The organism is Flavihumibacter solisilvae (genome assembly GCF_000814475.1).
In the GTDB taxonomy this organism is placed as follows: domain Bacteria; phylum Bacteroidota; class Bacteroidia; order Chitinophagales; family Chitinophagaceae; genus Flavihumibacter; species Flavihumibacter solisilvae.
Genome location: NZ_JSVC01000008.1, coordinates 155,427 through 171,482, shown reverse-complemented (window position 1 = coordinate 171,482; position 16,056 = coordinate 155,427). Strand labels below are relative to the sequence as shown.

At 46.8% G+C, this 16,056-nt stretch carries 14 protein-coding genes; 8 read left to right on the top strand and 6 right to left on the bottom strand.

Annotated elements, in window-relative coordinates; translation table 11 throughout:
* The first annotated feature begins 24 nt into the window (after nt 1-24).
* From ligA to OI18_RS07870, 4 genes are all read left to right on the top strand, one after another.
* On the top strand, nt 25-2,115 hold the full coding sequence (gene ligA, locus OI18_RS07885; protein ID WP_039138705.1) for an NAD-dependent DNA ligase LigA: 2,091 nt from the start codon (nt 25-27) through the stop codon (nt 2,113-2,115).
* Nucleotides 2,116-2,168: 53 nt separating this feature from the next.
* On the top strand, nt 2,169-2,732 hold the full coding sequence (locus OI18_RS07880) for an NUMOD4 domain-containing protein (RefSeq protein ID WP_039138703.1): 564 nt from the start codon (nt 2,169-2,171) through the stop codon (nt 2,730-2,732).
* A gap of 90 nt (nt 2,733-2,822) precedes the next feature.
* Nucleotides 2,823-3,488, top strand: a complete 666-nt coding sequence (locus OI18_RS07875; protein WP_039138700.1) for a DUF2461 domain-containing protein — start codon at nt 2,823-2,825, stop codon at nt 3,486-3,488.
* Nucleotides 3,489-3,537: 49 nt separating this feature from the next.
* A complete protein-coding gene (locus OI18_RS07870) occupies nt 3,538-4,539 on the top strand; it encodes a c-type cytochrome (RefSeq protein ID WP_082037888.1) in 1,002 nt (333 codons plus the stop codon).
* Here OI18_RS07870 and OI18_RS07865 read toward each other — a convergent pair whose 3' ends face one another.
* On the bottom strand, nt 4,540-5,244 hold the full coding sequence (locus OI18_RS07865) for a hypothetical protein (protein WP_039138804.1): 705 nt from the start codon (nt 5,242-5,244) through the stop codon (nt 4,540-4,542).
* A 102-nt stretch (nt 5,245-5,346) separates the two neighbouring features.
* Here OI18_RS07865 and OI18_RS07860 point away from each other — a divergent pair, with 102 nt between their 5' ends.
* The gene (locus OI18_RS07860; protein WP_039138698.1) at nt 5,347-5,763 is read left to right on the top strand and encodes a DsrE family protein; all 417 of its coding nucleotides are present in this window, start codon (nt 5,347-5,349) and stop codon (nt 5,761-5,763) included.
* Nucleotides 5,764-5,812: 49 nt separating this feature from the next.
* Here the strand turns inward: OI18_RS07860 and OI18_RS07855 are convergent, their stop codons facing one another.
* On the bottom strand, nt 5,813-6,808 hold the full coding sequence (locus OI18_RS07855) for an aspartate-semialdehyde dehydrogenase (protein WP_039138696.1): 996 nt from the start codon (nt 6,806-6,808) through the stop codon (nt 5,813-5,815).
* 231 nt (nt 6,809-7,039) lie between these two features.
* Between OI18_RS07855 and OI18_RS07850 the strand changes: the two genes are divergently transcribed.
* Nucleotides 7,040-8,734, top strand: a complete 1,695-nt coding sequence (locus OI18_RS07850; RefSeq protein WP_082037887.1) for a lamin tail domain-containing protein — start codon at nt 7,040-7,042, stop codon at nt 8,732-8,734.
* A gap of 3 nt (nt 8,735-8,737) precedes the next feature.
* Here the strand turns inward: OI18_RS07850 and OI18_RS07845 are convergent, their stop codons facing one another.
* On the bottom strand, nt 8,738-9,664 hold the full coding sequence (locus OI18_RS07845; protein WP_039138802.1) for a PfkB family carbohydrate kinase: 927 nt from the start codon (nt 9,662-9,664) through the stop codon (nt 8,738-8,740).
* Nucleotides 9,665-9,821: 157 nt separating this feature from the next.
* On the opposite strand from OI18_RS07845, the gene OI18_RS07840 reads away from it, so the two are divergent.
* The gene (locus tag OI18_RS07840) at nt 9,822-10,412 is read left to right on the top strand and encodes a TetR/AcrR family transcriptional regulator (RefSeq protein WP_039138691.1); all 591 of its coding nucleotides are present in this window, start codon (nt 9,822-9,824) and stop codon (nt 10,410-10,412) included.
* Between the two features lie 25 nt (nt 10,413-10,437).
* Nucleotides 10,438-11,520 carry a 1,2-phenylacetyl-CoA epoxidase subunit PaaE gene (gene paaE, locus OI18_RS07835; RefSeq protein ID WP_039138689.1) on the top strand — a complete coding sequence of 361 codons (1,083 nt, stop codon included), beginning with the start codon at nt 10,438-10,440 and terminating at the stop codon, nt 11,518-11,520.
* Between the two features lie 16 nt (nt 11,521-11,536).
* On the opposite strand, the gene OI18_RS07830 is transcribed toward paaE, so the two are convergent.
* From OI18_RS07830 to OI18_RS07820, 3 genes are all read right to left on the bottom strand, one after another.
* The gene (locus OI18_RS07830; protein WP_039138686.1) at nt 11,537-13,039 is read right to left on the bottom strand and encodes a glycoside hydrolase family 30 protein; all 1,503 of its coding nucleotides are present in this window, start codon (nt 13,037-13,039) and stop codon (nt 11,537-11,539) included.
* 29 nt (nt 13,040-13,068) lie between these two features.
* Nucleotides 13,069-14,514: a glycoside hydrolase family 30 protein gene (locus OI18_RS07825; RefSeq protein ID WP_039138682.1), complete on the bottom strand. Its 1,446-nt coding sequence runs from the start codon at nt 14,512-14,514 to the stop codon at nt 13,069-13,071.
* Nucleotides 14,515-14,586: 72 nt separating this feature from the next.
* Nucleotides 14,587-16,050 carry a RagB/SusD family nutrient uptake outer membrane protein gene (locus OI18_RS07820; protein WP_039138801.1) on the bottom strand — a complete coding sequence of 488 codons (1,464 nt, stop codon included), beginning with the start codon at nt 16,048-16,050 and terminating at the stop codon, nt 14,587-14,589.
* Nucleotides 16,051-16,056: the final 6 nt, after the last annotated feature.

The window sequence follows — 16,056 nt, the reverse complement described above, 5'->3', positions numbered from 1 at the left end:
ATTAACTTAACGCCAACCCGTATTATGTATACGCCGCAACAAACAAATGAACTTCAGCAACAGACGACAAAATTGTTATCGCTGGTCACTACACTGGGAGTTGATGACATAGAGCAGCTGAGAAATATTCTCCGGTTTCACGAGTACCGGTATTACGTGATGGATGAGCCGCTGGTGGCAGATTACGAGTATGACCAGTTGTTTAAGGCACTGGAGAAGCTGGAGAAGACGGATCCATCGCTGATCCGGACAGATTCGCCAACGCAACGGGTTGCAAGCGGACTTACATCTGCGTTCCCTACGGTTGCGCACCTGGTACCGATGTTATCTCTTGATAACTCCTATAATGCTGATGACCTTCGTGACTGGGACCGCCGGGTCAGGGAAGGCACAAAGCAGAAAACTGTTGAATACAGTGTAGAGCCGAAGTTTGACGGAGCGAGCATTTCCCTGATCTATGAAAATGACCTGCTGGTGCGTGGTGCAACGCGCGGTGACGGTGTTCAGGGTGATGATGTGACTACCAATATCAGGCAGATCCGCTCAGTTCCATTGTCAGCACGATTCTCATCATATGATATTCAGCAAATAGAGATCCGGGGCGAAGTAATGCTGACGAAGAAAAACTTCAAGGCATTCAACGACAAACTTGCCGAGCAAAATCTCCCTCCGCTGGCGAACCCCCGAAATGCGGCTTCGGGGTCATTACGCATCAAAGATCCCGGGGAAGTAAAGCGGCGTAACCTGGAAGCGTTTTTGTACCATGTAAGCTATCATATTGATTCGGGTGAAACGAATCCGGCATTACTTACCCATTCCGGAACGTTGGAAATGTTGTGGCAGCTTGGATTCAGAAGTCCAGCCAAAGAGAAACGCGTTTTTTCCGGAATAGATGAGGTAATCGCCTGGTGCAGTGACTATGAATCAGGAAGAGATGATCTTCCTTATGAGATAGATGGCATGGTAATAAAGGTGAATAGTATTGAGCTGCAGGACATGCTCGGAATGACGACGCATCATCCGCGCTGGGCAATCGCTTATAAATTCAAGGCACGCCAGGCAACGAGCCGTTTACGGGCTGTTGAATTCCAGGTTGGCCGGACAGGGGCTATTACTCCTGTCGCGAAGATCGATCCGGTCCCTATAGGTGGAGTAACCGTTGGCTCTATTTCGCTTTTTAATGAAGATGTGATTAAGGAAAAAGATCTCATGATAGGCGATATGGTACTTGTTGAACGGGCGGGAGATGTCATTCCCTACATCGTAAAATCGCTTCCGGAAGCACGTAACGGAGACGAGCAACCGATTGTTTTCCCTAAGGATTGCCCACGCTGTGAAAAGCCGCTATCCCGTGATCCGGGTGAAGCGGTATGGCGCTGCACGAACATTGATTGTCCGGCCCAGGTGCTTGAGCGCATGATTCATTTCGTGTCAAAGGATGCAATGGATATCAGGAGCTTTGGTGAGGCCAATATTCGTAAATTCCACGAGATGGGTGTACTAACTGACATTCCGTCTATATACAGGATTCCCTTCGAGAGGTTACGCGGGCTGGAAGGATTCGGTGAAAAATCGATCAGCAACTTGTCGAGTGCAATAGAACAATCTAAGAAACAGCCACTGCACCGGTTGATTTTCGCCCTTGGTATCCGTTATGTGGGTGAAACGACTGCCAAGACCCTGGCGCAGGCAATAAATCACCTCAATGATCTTGGCGAACTGAGTATTGAGCAGTTGCAACAAATGGAAGACATTGGGGTGAAGGTGGCCGGCAGTATATTCCAGTTTTTCAGGAACCCCGCCAACCGACAGTTGATTGAAGACCTGGAGTCGCTGGGATTGAATATGAGTAGTGACAAACGTGAAAAACTGGGCGGGGGCAGCCTGTCAGGGCAGACCTTCCTGTTCACGGGAACCCTCAACCGCTTGAAGCGGAATGAAGCGGAATCGATGGTGGAGGCACAGGGCGGGAAGCTGCTGAGCGGAGTGAGCAGCAAGCTCAATTATCTGGTGGTAGGTGACGATGCGGGCTCGAAGCTGGAAAAGGCCAAAAAGATCCCACAGATCCACATTATAACCGAAGAAGAATTTTTGAAATTAATCGGGAATGGGTAAACGCATAATAGTTTTGCTGCATATCTTTTCGTAACTTTAGAAAAAAGGGAACGATGATTAAACCATTATCTGGCGAATCATGGAAACCACTTCAGTTTCCAGGATGGAAACATCTTCGCAAACAGTATGCATTGTCCTCCAGCGGCCGGGTTGCCAGTTACACAGATTCCGTACAGGAAGATGGGAAATTGCTGAACGGTTCATTGACAACAGGTTACAAGACACTGAATCTGCACAGGCCTGGTAATAATGGAACATTGTATATCCACCGCGAAATTGCCCGCCTTTTTTTGAAAAAAGCTTCAACGAAGCACCGTTATGTGATCCACGTGAACCACAACAAGACTGACAACTCAGTAAAGAACCTGAAATGGTCGACACTAGAGGAGATGATCGAACATCAGCAGAGCAGTCCCGCTAAAGTGGCTTATAAGAAGATCCAGGCTAACCGTGCAACCGGTTTGAAGCTGAATGCTTCTCAGGTACGGTCCATAAAGAAGACATTGAGCAGTAAGAAGCGTACGCTCACTATCCGTCAGCTAGCAGAAAAATACGGAGTAAGCGAAATGACTATGTACCGCATCAAGAGTGGTGAAAACTGGGCGAAAGTGAAATAAAATGTTTCCGTGCATTGCGCAATGCCAGCGAAAAAAATTACCAAGAACCGGTAGCCAACCGGTTCTTTTTCTGTATGATAAACTACCGGAATGTTACAGCCGTCCACTCTCACATTTCTGAGATCGCTGAAGAAAAATAACAATAAGGTTTGGTTCGATGAGCACAGGAAGGATTATGAATCAGCGCGCGCGGATGTGGAGCGTCTGGTACAGGCCATACTTGACAAACATGCGAAAAATGATCCGTTTGTCGCTACCTTAACCGCAAAAGAATGCATTTTCCGCATAAATCGTGATATCCGCTTTTCAAAAGACAAATCACCCTATAAAACGAATTTTGGCGTCCGGATCAGGACTGGTGCGAAGAAATTTCCTTTTGCAGACTATTACGTTCACCTGGAACCCGGAGGAAGTTTTGCCGGCGGGGGTTTATACCAGCCGGAAGCTACGGAGCTGAAGAAAATGCGTCAGGAGATCGACTATAACCCCGACGAGTTCCGGTCAATAGTTGAATCAAAAAAATTCAGATCGGTTTTTGGAACGCTTGACAATGACCCGGCTTTGAAAATTTCACGGGTTCCAAAAGATTTCGATAAGGAATCGCCGATAGCCGAATACCTGAAGTATAAAAGTTACATCGCATTTATTGATCTCCCCGATGAAATGCTGACAGATAAAAACCTTGTCAAACTGATTACAGATGCTTTTGTTGTTCTTCAGCCACTACTCGCCTTTATTAATCGCAGCATGGAATGAGGAAGTAGCTAACTTTACAGTAAGCACTAAGTAGTGGCATACTTACGCCATGAAATGGGTACCACGATACAGGTATTTCCTTTCTGCAGTTGCAACATTAATCTTTGCCGTATCGTTGTTCTGGATTCTATCCCGCAACCGTTCGCGCATTGCCGACGTTTCTGCAACCCTTCCAGCCTCCGGCATCTGGCAGGCTCCTGACATTACCAGGCTCCGGGCACACGAAAACGGCGACTTGATCAGGTATGGACGGGAACTGATTGCCAACACTTCGCGATACCTCGGACCGAAAGGTTCCGTTGCATCAATCAGCAATGGCATGAATTGCCAGAACTGCCATATCGATGCCGGCACAGTGCCATTTGCGAATTGTTTTTCCGGTGTATCGTCGATGTACCCGATGTACCGGCCCAGAAGCGGCATAATTGAATCAATAGAATTCCGGATCAATGACTGCCTTAAAAGAAGCCTGAATGGCTCTACTATTGACAGTACAGGAAAAGAAATGCAGGCAATGGTTGCTTATCTCAAGTGGGTAGGCCGAGATGTTCCGAAAGGTAAAAAACCTGATGGGGCGAATATTGCCGAGCTGCCATATATCGATCGTGCAGCAGATGCTGGTAAAGGACATCTTGTTTATTCTTCAAAGTGCATGAGTTGCCATGGTACCAACGGGGAAGGTAAGTTCAATGAAGATTCGTCCGGATTTGTGTATCCGCCATTGTGGGGGGAACGCAGCTATAATACCGGGGCGGGACTTTACCGCCTGACACGCTTCGCCGGCTATGTGAAAAGCAGTATGCCTGTCGGAGCCTCGCATGCGAAACCGATTTTGACTGATGAAGAAGCCTGGGATGTGGCGGCTTATGTCAACACACAACCCAGGCCTGAAAAAGACTTTCCTGAGGATTGGCCGGACCTTGCCCGCAAGGCAATTGACTACCCCTTCGGTCCGTATACTGATCCGTTTACTGAAACGCAGCATAAATATGGGCCATTTAAACCCATCGCAGAGTACCGGAAAAATCAGCAGGCAAAAGCAAGAAAATAATCAGCTGGCATAAATATATGCACAACCCTTTTCAGCAGCACGTCCGAGTGCCCAGACGCCGGACGGCACGACCTGGATACCGGGCAATACACCTTCCACCCAATCTTTTCTGACTGTGGCCGGATCCTGGTTGGTTTTACCTGCAACTGCAGCACTATATACGGTAAGAGCCATATCACAAACGCAGAACATCACTCCACTACTCTGGAGTTCATTAATTCCGATTGCAACGGGTCCAAGTCCCGGCACATTAAAAGTTCCTTGTGCAGGTTGCCAGAAAGGGTTTTTGGCTGCAGGATTTTTGCCGCCAGGCTCTGGAATTTCAAGTGCCTCTCCGAGTTTGTATTTGCTCCAGACGTTTTCATTCAATGCATATCCCATAGCATTGTGGCGTAGCACCACAACTACACTGCAATCTTTCTCCGGTGTACCTGTTTTTGAATTGGTAACCAGGAAAATGCGTGGCCATGCAAATGGAAAAACGCCATTAGGTTCGGGTACATCAAAAACTACACGATGTTTTCCTCTGATTTTGTTAAACCATTCATCAGGATCTGAAAAGGTATCGGATGCCAGGTGATCTGCTGCAGCCTGCAGACTTAATGGAGCAGATAAAGTGGCGATGCTGAGGGCTGCCGCTCCGGTGGCCAGTGATTCCAAAAAACTACGACGACCGGTTTGATGGGAATGCTTATTCACTGACATAACATAGGCTTTAAATGAAGAATGGAAAAGAACTTGCATCTATGGGGATGCAGAGAAGATACGAAAAAAAAGGCATAAATTATAGTACACAAATGTTACGTCATGAAAAAGTACAAGCTCCTGACAGCGCTGCTTTTACTGGCGGCAGCCTACTGTTATCCTCAGGCTTCGGCACATAGGATTCTTCTTGACATCACCAGCAAGGACACCGCTGATCATCATACGCTCGTGCGCCATGTAGCCGGCACCAGCAAAGCATACCCGGATTCCAGGTTGGAAGTGGTCATCTATGGCGGAGCAATCAATATGGTGCTGAAGGATAAGACTGTCGTAGGCGATGACATCCGGAAACTTGCCAATCAGAAGAATGTTGACATTGTCGTATGTGCTCAAACCATGAAACGATACAATGTTGACCAAAGCCACCTTGTAGCCGGGGTGAAAGTTGTTCCCGATGCAATCATCGAAATTGTGGCGAAACAAAAGGAAGGCTGGGGCTATATCAAGGAAGCGAACTGATAAAATAAAAAATCACCGGTAGTCTCTTCGACTACCGGTGATTTCAATATTAAACCGCAAGAAGATTTTTTTCAACCAGGTATTCAGCTATCTGAACAGCATTTGTTGCGGCACCTTTTCTAAGGTTATCACTGACGATCCACATGTTTAGAGTATTCGGCTGTGATTCATCGCGACGCAGGCGGCCAACAAATACATCATCACGCTCATGTGCGTCTTTGGGCATCGGGTATTGTGCGTTGGCAGGATCATCCACCACTACCACCCCAGGTGATGTTGACAGGAGTGATCTTACTTCCTCCAGGTTAAAGTCACTCTCAAATTCCACATTTACGCTCTCACTATGTCCACCCATTACAGGTATGCGCACAGTTGTAGAAGTTACACGGATGCTGTCGTCACGCATGATCTTTTTGGTCTCATTGACCATCTTCATTTCCTCCTTTGTGTAGCCGTTGTCCAGGAAAACGTCAATCTGAGGAATTACGTTAAGATCAATTGGATATTTATACGCCATCTCACCTTCCACACCATTGCGCTCGTTCATCAGCTGAGTAACAGCTTTTACGCCGGTTCCTGTAACACTCTGGTAGGTAGAAACCACCAGCCTCTTGATGTTATATTTTTTGTGAAGTGGGTTCAACGCAACAACCATCTGGATGGTTGAACAATTAGGATTTGCAATGATCTTGTGGTCCTTTGTAAGAATATCAGCATTAATCTCTGGAACCACAAGTGCTTTTGTAGGATCCATCCTCCAGGCGGAAGAATTGTCGATAACAGTTATACCTGCTTCTGCAAATTTCGGAGCCCACTCAAGTGACGTACCACCACCGGCTGAAAAAATCGCAACAGCGGGTTTGGCAGCAATCGCGTCTGTCATGCTAACCACCTTGTATTTCTTTCCCTTGAATTCCACTTCTTTTCCAACGGACCTTTCAGAAGCTACCGGAAGAAGTTCGGTAACGGGGAAATTACGTTCTGCCAGAACCTGTAACATTTTGGTGCCGACGAGACCGGTGGCACCGACAACTGCGACTTTCATTTTCGTTTGTATGCTTTTGGTTTAAAAAAAAAGCCTCCCCGTTTGGGAAGGCTTGAGTCTATTTTGAGAACATACACTACAATTATACACCTTCCTGGTTGGGGAGCTGTTTCTTAATCTTCGTTGTATGTTTCATCATTGTCATAGTTTGCGAAAATAAGGTGCAGGGTGTTTTCACCCAAATAATTCTTTGCTATTGCAAATAGTGCCGGAGCCTGTTAGTTTTGGTTTATGATGAGAACATGGTTTTGTGCGGTTCTGGTAATGTTGGCGGAAAGCCTTGCTGGTCAGGCATTTCAGGTGGTGATCAGTGAGGTCTTCCCAGACCCCTCGCCTTCTGTTGGATTACCGGAAGAAGAATTTATTGAGCTAACAAATGTCAGCGGTGTAGAGCTGGATATTTCAGGCTGGACTGTTTCGAATGGGCGAACGACAGGCAAATTACCAGACAGTTCGGTGCTCTTACCCGGGGATATAGTGATCATTTGTTCAATTAATGGCAAGGCTGGCTTTTCAAGGCTGGGCCGTACAATTGCCATTTCCCCTTTTCCGGCCCTTACTAACGCAGGTGACACCGTGATCCTATCAGATCAGAACAATAAACCGGTCCACACTGTCGGTTATAATGAGCAACTGTATGAAGGGGTAAAACGCAATGGAGGGTGGAGCCTGGAAATGATTGATCTCAGCCGCGCATGCAGCAGGATTGACAATTGGCTTCCAAGTAATGCAGAAAGCGGTGGTACACCCGGGCGAAAAAATAGTCATGAACCCCAGCCAGGTACGGCCCCTCCATTCCAACTCCGCCATGCCTGGTGCCCCGATAGCCTGAGTGTAATCCTGGTATTTAACGAAACTGTCAATTTCGCAGAAGCGTTGGTGGCATCATCATTTTCTGTTCTTCCAGGACTCACTGTCCTGTCTTCCGAAGCGAGTGGGATTTTTTTCAGCGAAGTAAAATTGCTGCTCGACCGGCCAATCGAGCGCAACCGCATTTATGAGATCGGTCCCGTTAAGCTCCGCAGTTGTATGGGAGTACCTGCTGATGCCAACAGCGAGGCCGTGAAGGTGGCACTTCCTGATAGTGTCGCGAATGGAATCGTATTGAATGAACTCATGACCAATCCTCCTGCGGGCGGATCCGATTTCATTGAAGTTTACAATTTGGGAAGCAATATTGTAAATCTGCAGACCCTGGTTTTGGCTACCCGAAATAATCGTGGGGATATTACTTCGCCCCGACCTGTAAAATGTAATAACCGGAACCTTTTCCCAGGCGAATACGCAGTTTTTACACCTGATGCAGTTTGGTTACAAAAGCATTATCATTCCCGTTACCCGGGGGCAATCATAAGTCTGGAATCGTTACCACCCTATCCGGATAAAAATGGCTCTGTATTACTGGCGACTTCGGATGGTAAGATTCTTGACGAGGTCAATTATTCAGAAAACTGGCATGCCCCACTGATACGCGTGCGTGAAGGCGTTTCGCTCGAACGATTGGATGTGAATACAGCTTCCGGTGACAGAAATAACTGGCACTCTGCAGCCATGCATGCTGGTTATGGAACGCCGGGTTATATTAATTCGCAGGTTCTTTCCGCATCAGGAAAGGAGGATGTAAAAATAGTACCGGAATTTTTCACGCCGGACGGAGACGGTCTGGATGAAATCTGCGAAGTACGTTATCAGTTCAGCGAGCCTGGCACTATATGTAACATCCGTATTTATAACTGGAACGGGCAACTTGAAAAGATACTTGCAGATAATGCCCTGTGTGGTACGAGTGGACGGTTCAGCTGGAGAGGTGAAAATAAAAAAGGAAACCGGCTGCCTGCCGGAATATATATTGTAGTAACGGATATTTTCCGGTTGAATGGAAAAACCCGGCGTTACCGACATGCGGTAACGCTGGGCTTTCCATAGAGCTTATTCACTGATTACAATCTCGAAATTCACCAGGTCAACGAACTGCTGCACCCGGGCATCGATGTCTTTCTTTGTGATCTCCTTCATGCGGGTTGCACCAAATTTTTCCACGCAGAAAGATGCAAGTGCAGACCCTTTGATGATGGCTGTTTTCATGTTTGCAAAAGAGATGTCCTTTGTGGCAGCAAGATGCCCGATAAATCCACCGGCAAATGTGTCACCAGCCCCGGTAGGATCAAACACTTCTTCAAGTGGAAGCGCCGGAGCAAAGAACACTTCGTTTTCATGGAAGAGCAGTGCGCCATGCTCCCCTTTTTTGATAACCAGATATTTTGGCCCCATTTTGCGGATGATTTTGGCTGCTTTAACAAGGGAAAACTGGCCGCTGAGCTGACGGGCTTCCGAATCATTGATCATCAGAACATCAATTTCTTTCAATACAGCCTCCAGGTCTTCCATAGCCGTATCCATCCAGAAATTCATAGTATCGAGGACAATGAGCCTGGGGCGGGTTTTGAGCTGGCGGATAACGCTGAGTTGCAGCTTCGGCATCAGGTTTCCCAGCATCAGGAATTCAGCACCCTGGTAGCTTTCGGGTACAACCGGCTCAAAACCGGCGAGTACATTCAGTTGGGTGTCAAGCGTATCCCTGGTATTCATATCAAGGTGATATCGTCCAGCCCAGAAAAATGACTTTTCGTCCTGTTTGATCTGCACACCATCCAGTTTTACCCCCCTGGCTTCCAGCGCGTCAAGTTCTTCCTTCGGGAAATCGTAGCCTATTACAGACAGCTGGTTAACGGGTTTTACAAAATTCGAGGCACTCCAGGCTAAGTAGGTGGCCGATCCGCCTACGATCTGGCCGCTTTTTCCAAAGGGTGTTTCAATAGCATCAAATGCCATGGTACCAACTGCGATTAAAGACATGGGGAGCAATGAATTTTGAAGGTGATAAGAATAATTTCCCGGATTCCGTACAATTTCCGGTTTTCCGGCCGCGAAAGTAGCCGTTTTTTTCCAATAATCGGGCGGTAGAGCGGGTTTACGCTCTACTAACAGCCGTTCGTTTGTATATTTGGAAGTTATGGCCAAGATCAAGAGCAAAAACAACGGCACGAAAAAAGAAGTGATCGTTGAAGCCGCAACCCGGCTATTCAGGGAAAAAGGGTTCAAAGCTGCATCCATGCGTGACCTTGCGGAGGCTGTGGGCGTGGAAGCTGCCAGCCTTTATAACCATATCCAGTCTAAGGAGGAATTGCTACAGGAGATCTGCTTCAAGGTTGCGAATGAATTCAACCAGAAGTTCGATGAAATTGAGAACAGCGATCTTCCGTCAATTAAAAAGGTTGAAGCAATGCTGCGTTTTCACATCAGGCAAATGTTTCAACATTACGAAATGGTCATTGTTGCGGATCGCGACTGGCGCCACCTCAGTGATCCATACCTTTCCAACTTTCATAATCAGCGCAGGGCATACAGGAAGAGACTGGCGGGGATAATTGAAGCCGGCATTGCCAATAATGAAATTAAACCGGTAGATGCCCCGACTGTTGTTCTGATAATGCTCCATGCCGTTAATGGCATTGAAAGCTGGCACCGCAGCAGAGAAAAGATCAGCGCGAAGCAACTTGAAGACAACATGGTACTGATCATGACCGAAGGCCTGAAGGCCTGAACATCCAAAAGTTAGAACGTTCATTATGTCCATCCATTTTCATCCACTTACTATTTGCGATATCCGAAACGAAACCAATGATTGCGTATCAGTCGCATTTGAAGTTCCTGAATCCTTAAAGGACGTCTTTGCATTCCAGCATGGGCAAAACATAACGCTGCGAATGTCAATAAATGGTGAGGACCTGCGCCGCTCGTATTCTATCTGCAGCTCACCGTTGGACAATGAACTCAGGGTTGCAGTCAAATCCGTTGCCGATGGACGTTTTTCGGCTTTTGCAAATTCGCAGCTAAAAAAAGGAGATACACTTGAAGTACTGCCTCCTACCGGGAAATTTTATACGGAGCTTCACCCGGGAAACAAAAAAGAATATGTTGCTTTTGCTGCCGGAAGTGGTATAACTCCGATACTAAGTATAATTAAAACCACTCTCGCAACTGAACCGGAAAGCAGCTTCACGTTGGTGTACGGCAATCGCAACCGGGCTTCCATTATTTTCAGGGATAGCCTTGAAGCGCTCAAAAACAAATACATAGACCGGTTCAGAGTAATCCATGTGCTAAGCCGGGAAAAAATGGATGCCGACCTCAATCATGGCCGGATTGATGTTGAAAAATGCGAACAGCTTGGAAGGCATATCATTGACTGGCAGAAAGTTGATCACTTTTTTTTATGCGGACCGGAATCCATGATTTTTTTGACACGTGACTACCTGGTATCCAAAGGTGTTGATCCGGGAAAAATTCATTTTGAGCTATTCAATACTCCCGGGCAAAACCTGGCAGCGGCTGCAAAAAAAGAAAAATCAACCTCAGATAAAGGTGAAATTTCGAAGGTAACTGTGCGGCTGGATGGGTCTTCCTTCGACTTTGACCTTCCCTTCGAAGGAAAAAGTATTCTTGATGGAGCTCTGCAGCAGGGAGCCGATCTCCCCTATGCCTGCAAAGGCGGGGTATGCGCCACCTGCCGCGCCAAACTGGTGAACGGCGAAGTGGAAATGGATCTCAATTATGCACTCGAGCCGGAAGAGATTGAGGCGGGATTCATCCTGACCTGCCAAAGTCATCCCCGAAGTACAACCGTGGTAGTCGATTTCGATTCGAAATAATTCCAGTTCGTCAGACTCAGATAATTGCAGTAACAATAGAATGCGGAAGGCTTATAACTTCCCCTGTCGCCTTCCCGTTTATCCATAACCGGTAGGGAATACGCTTGCCGGATTCATTCATGACTACTATTGCAAGTTTACCATCCGGATTAATGAATGCGGTGGTAAGCAGTTCGCTACGACTGGAAGCTGCACTGATGCGACGGGCACCCGGACGTACAAATTTTGAAATATGACCAATGTAAAAATATGCACTGGTATAAATCAACTCGCCTGAGCGGGTATCAGCGTGAATCGGGGAATAACAGAAATTCTTCACATGATTCGGTCCACCGGTCTCATCAAGCAATATGTTCCAGTCTGCCCAACCCACTGTACCTGCGTTGAAATCGTTGATCATATTCCGGCCATAGATCTCTCCCCAATGCCATTCCCTGACACGTTCCATTTGAAACGGGCCATTGCAACCTTCAGTAAACATCAGGTTTATGTTTGGAAAAGCTTCCTTTACCCGTTTCAGGTTGTCGATCTGCGGCATACCACCGGTCCATGTTTCATACCAATGGTGTCCGATACCCCAGATATACTTAGCCGCATCCGGGTCACTCAACAATGTATTTGCCCGTTGAAAAACCAGGTCACGGTTATGGTCCCAGGCAATGATCTTCTTTTCACCCAGGCCTTCTTTCGCCATTGTTGGTCCGAGAAAGTTCTTAACAAAATCACGTTCTTCTTCCGCCGTATAAATACATGACTCCCAGATCTGTTTTGCCATCGGTTCATTCTGCACTGACACTCCCCATACGGGAATTCCTTCCTTTTCGTAGGCCTTGATAAACCTGGTGTAATAATTCGCCCAGGACTGGAAGGATTCCGGTTTCAATTTTCCACCATGCAACATGTCATTATTGTCCTTCATAAATGCCGGGGGACTCCATGGACTTGCGAACAGGGTTAGCTTACCACCAGCTGCCTCAATTGCCTTTTTAATAAACGGGATCCGATATTGTTTATCGTGGTCGACATTGAAGCTCGTTAACTCATTGTCATTCTCCCTGACATAAGTGTAACTTCCACTGGAAAAATCACAGCTGTGAATATTCGTCCGGGCAAGCGAATACCCGATCCCCTTGTCCGTGTTGAAATACGCCTGCAGAAACTCCTGTTGTTTTGGAACAGGTAATTTAGCAAATGTTTCAGCTGACGCGTCTGTTAGAGCGCCGCCTACTCCCAACAGTTCCTGGAAGCGATGTGAGGGGTCAATAAAAATACAAGGCTGCGTTTCGAGCGGTTGACCGAAATCGGTGAACGTGAGGCTATCTGTACGCGACAACCTGTAATTGGTACTATCGGCAGTTGTGTAAATCAGGGCGCCCTTCCCTGTTACATCGAATGACTGCTTTGTGTCCGGAGACTTTGTAGAAGCAACTTCTCCGGCACCACTATCTCTACCTGAAGGGGATTGGCATCCGGCCAGTGTTGCGAAAGCAATCATACCTGCAGAAAGTATCTTTTTCATTTCGTTCCGGTTTTATTTTGCTTTTGAGCTTACCAAATATATGTTGCAACAGCACCACCAATCAGTGAGGTCGTTGCCCACTGACCCTTGAACCTTATCCTGAAGTTGGCTGTGTTTTGAGAATCGTTTAATACGATCAATACTTTTTTCCCATCGGGACGAAGGAACGCAACGTTCTGGATACTGCCACTGACATTGCTGGTAATTCGTTTTGAACCTGAAGGAACGAATTTCGACGCGTGGGCAACTATATAATAGGCTACATTTCGTTTAAAAGAATTGCCGTCAATGGTAACTGCTCCTTTACATGTAGTGCACCCGCCGGGAGTATGCGGACCGAATTGCGGATCGTTAGCCAGGTTCCATTCCAGTGCGACCCTGCTCCAGTTACGGGTTGAACCGATGATTATGTTCTTAAGTGCCCATTGCAGGTCACCACTGAACTGACCTTCGGAACCGGTGTATTGCTCAGTAAAATATAGTGCTTTATCAGGATATGCAGCATGCACATCAGAAAGCACTTTAATATCACCGGCATACAAGTGAAACGCTGATCCATGCACAAACTCACGGGCTGCAGCGTCATTAAGAATAGTCAGTGGGTAATCAGGACGATCACAGTTATGATCGTATACAATGATCTTAGTTGTAATGCCGGCATTCCGGAACGCAGGTCCAAGGTGATCGCGGATAAAAACTGTCTGCTGCTCCGCAGTCATGTACATGCTTGGGTTATTGCCCGGATGCAGGGGCTCGTTTTGCGGTGTGATCGCAGAGATGGTAATGCCTTCTGCCTTCATAGCTTGGATATACCTGACAAAATACTGTGCATACACACTATAGTATTCCGGCTTGAGACTTCCACCTTTAAGGCTGTTATTATCTTTCATCCAGGCAGGCGCACTCCAGGGGGTAGCCAATACCGGAAGACCAGGATTAAGCTGAAGCACTTCTTTCAGAACAGGTATAAAATCTGTCTTATCTTTTTCAAGACTGAATTTATTGAGATTCAGATCAGTCTCACCGTCAGCGAGGTCATCATAAGTAAATGCTTCTGCGTTGAGGTCAGATGCGCCGATACTGACCCGGATATAACTAACTCCGATGCCGTTGTTTTCAGTAGTGTATATTTCCTTCAGCAGCGCGGCCTTTGCTGCCGGAGTCATTTTGTTGATCACATAAGCACTTCCACCTGTTAAGGTAAATCCGAAACCTTCTATAGGCTGTAGCTGTTGTGAGCTGTCAACATCAATTACCGTATAATCATTGGACAGGGAATTGAATGAAAGACTGGCTGCCTGCTTTTGCAGCAGAACTGTTGAATCTGGTTTGGTGATCCAGTATTCAACAGGCACAGACTTATCATCTACAGGTGGCGTGGGTGGTGGGTTTCCCCCTGATGAGGTTTTGGAACAGGTCGCAAATATGAATGTGCACCAGATAAATAAGAGTGAAAATCGGAAAATGTTTTGCATGCCTGGAAAAAATAATTCGTTGGCCCGCAACCAGGGTCACAGACCAACGAATGTTAGGAAATCAGGATAACATTAGTATCCCGGGTTTTGAGTGAGCTTGTTGTTCTTGTCGCGTTCTGACTGCGGAATTGGCCAGAGCAGTTTCTGCTCATTCAACCCATAGTTCAGGTTAGCGCCGCTGCCATCGGTTACTGCATTCATTACTGGAATAGCGCGGTCTGTGCGAACCAGGTCATACCAGCGATGACCTTCAAATGCAAGTTCAAGCCGTCTTTCCTTTTCAATAGCCAGGCGCATATCCTGCTGGGAAGCGGCAGTAGTTCCTTCAAGATTTACGCGATCCCTCACCTGGTCAACCAATGCCCGCGCACCTTCGAGGTCTCCAAGCTCATTAAGTGCTTCCGCTTTGAGCAAAATAATATCTGCAAGGCGAATGAGAATGTAGTTCTGACCACCGCTGAAATCACGTCCCTTGTTTATAAATGGATAGGTTGTTGCGGGCCAATACCTGTCGGTCCACTTGCCACTGACATCGAGAAACTGAATAGATGAATTTTTTCTTATCACATCCCCTTCCGCATCGAATGCTCTTACCAGGTCATTTGATGGTGTGTTGAACTTTTTCCAGTCATCACCGTAGAACATGAACACTCCCCAATTGCCGCCTGTTCCCCAATCGATACAGTCAATTTCGAAGATGGCTTCTACTGAGTTTTCATGGGCACCATCCCACAACCAGTCGTAGTTTGGCAGAAGTGCGAACCCGGAACCGAGAACTGCATCTGTATGTTCTTTCACTTTATTCCAATCGTGCGGTTCAATAGTTGCGTAAACTTTGGCGAGCACCGCGTGCGCAGCCGCCTTTGTTGCTACGAACTTGCTTGCGCCGGAAGCTGGTCCATCGGCGATAGCAGTATTCAGGTCAGATATGATCTGCTGGTATATTTTCTCAACAGAATCACGAACAGGATACAGTAACGGATACACTTCATCGAAATTCTCTGCACTGATACTTTGAACCTGTTTCAATACCAGTGGAACTTCGCCCCAGATGCGTACCATGTCAAAATACAGGTAAGCCCGTACGAATGCTGCTTCTCCTATCATCTCCTTTCTCCTCGATTCTGATAGTGCGGGATCGGTCACAAGAGGAACGTTGTTTATCACATTGTTTGCACGAGCTATAAGTGCATAGTAATATGCCCAGTCGCGACTCACGTTCGCATTGGTTGACACTACTTTGAATTCATCGATCTGGAAATTGGCCGGGTTATCTGCACCGGCATAACTGTCGTCAGAGCGTGCATCGCCATTTACAAAAATGTCCAGCATGAACAACTCGCTCTGGTCGGTTTTGAAGCCTGAATAAACGGCCTTCAGACCATTTTCTGCATCATCAGCAGTTTTATAAAGTGCGCTGTCCCCGGTAGGATTGCTGATCGGATCTGATATAGGCTCCTTTTCCAGGAATTTGCTGCAGGAAGCCATTGTGCCGATGACTCCGAGTATGGATAAATAAATAATCGTTTTTTTCATGACAAT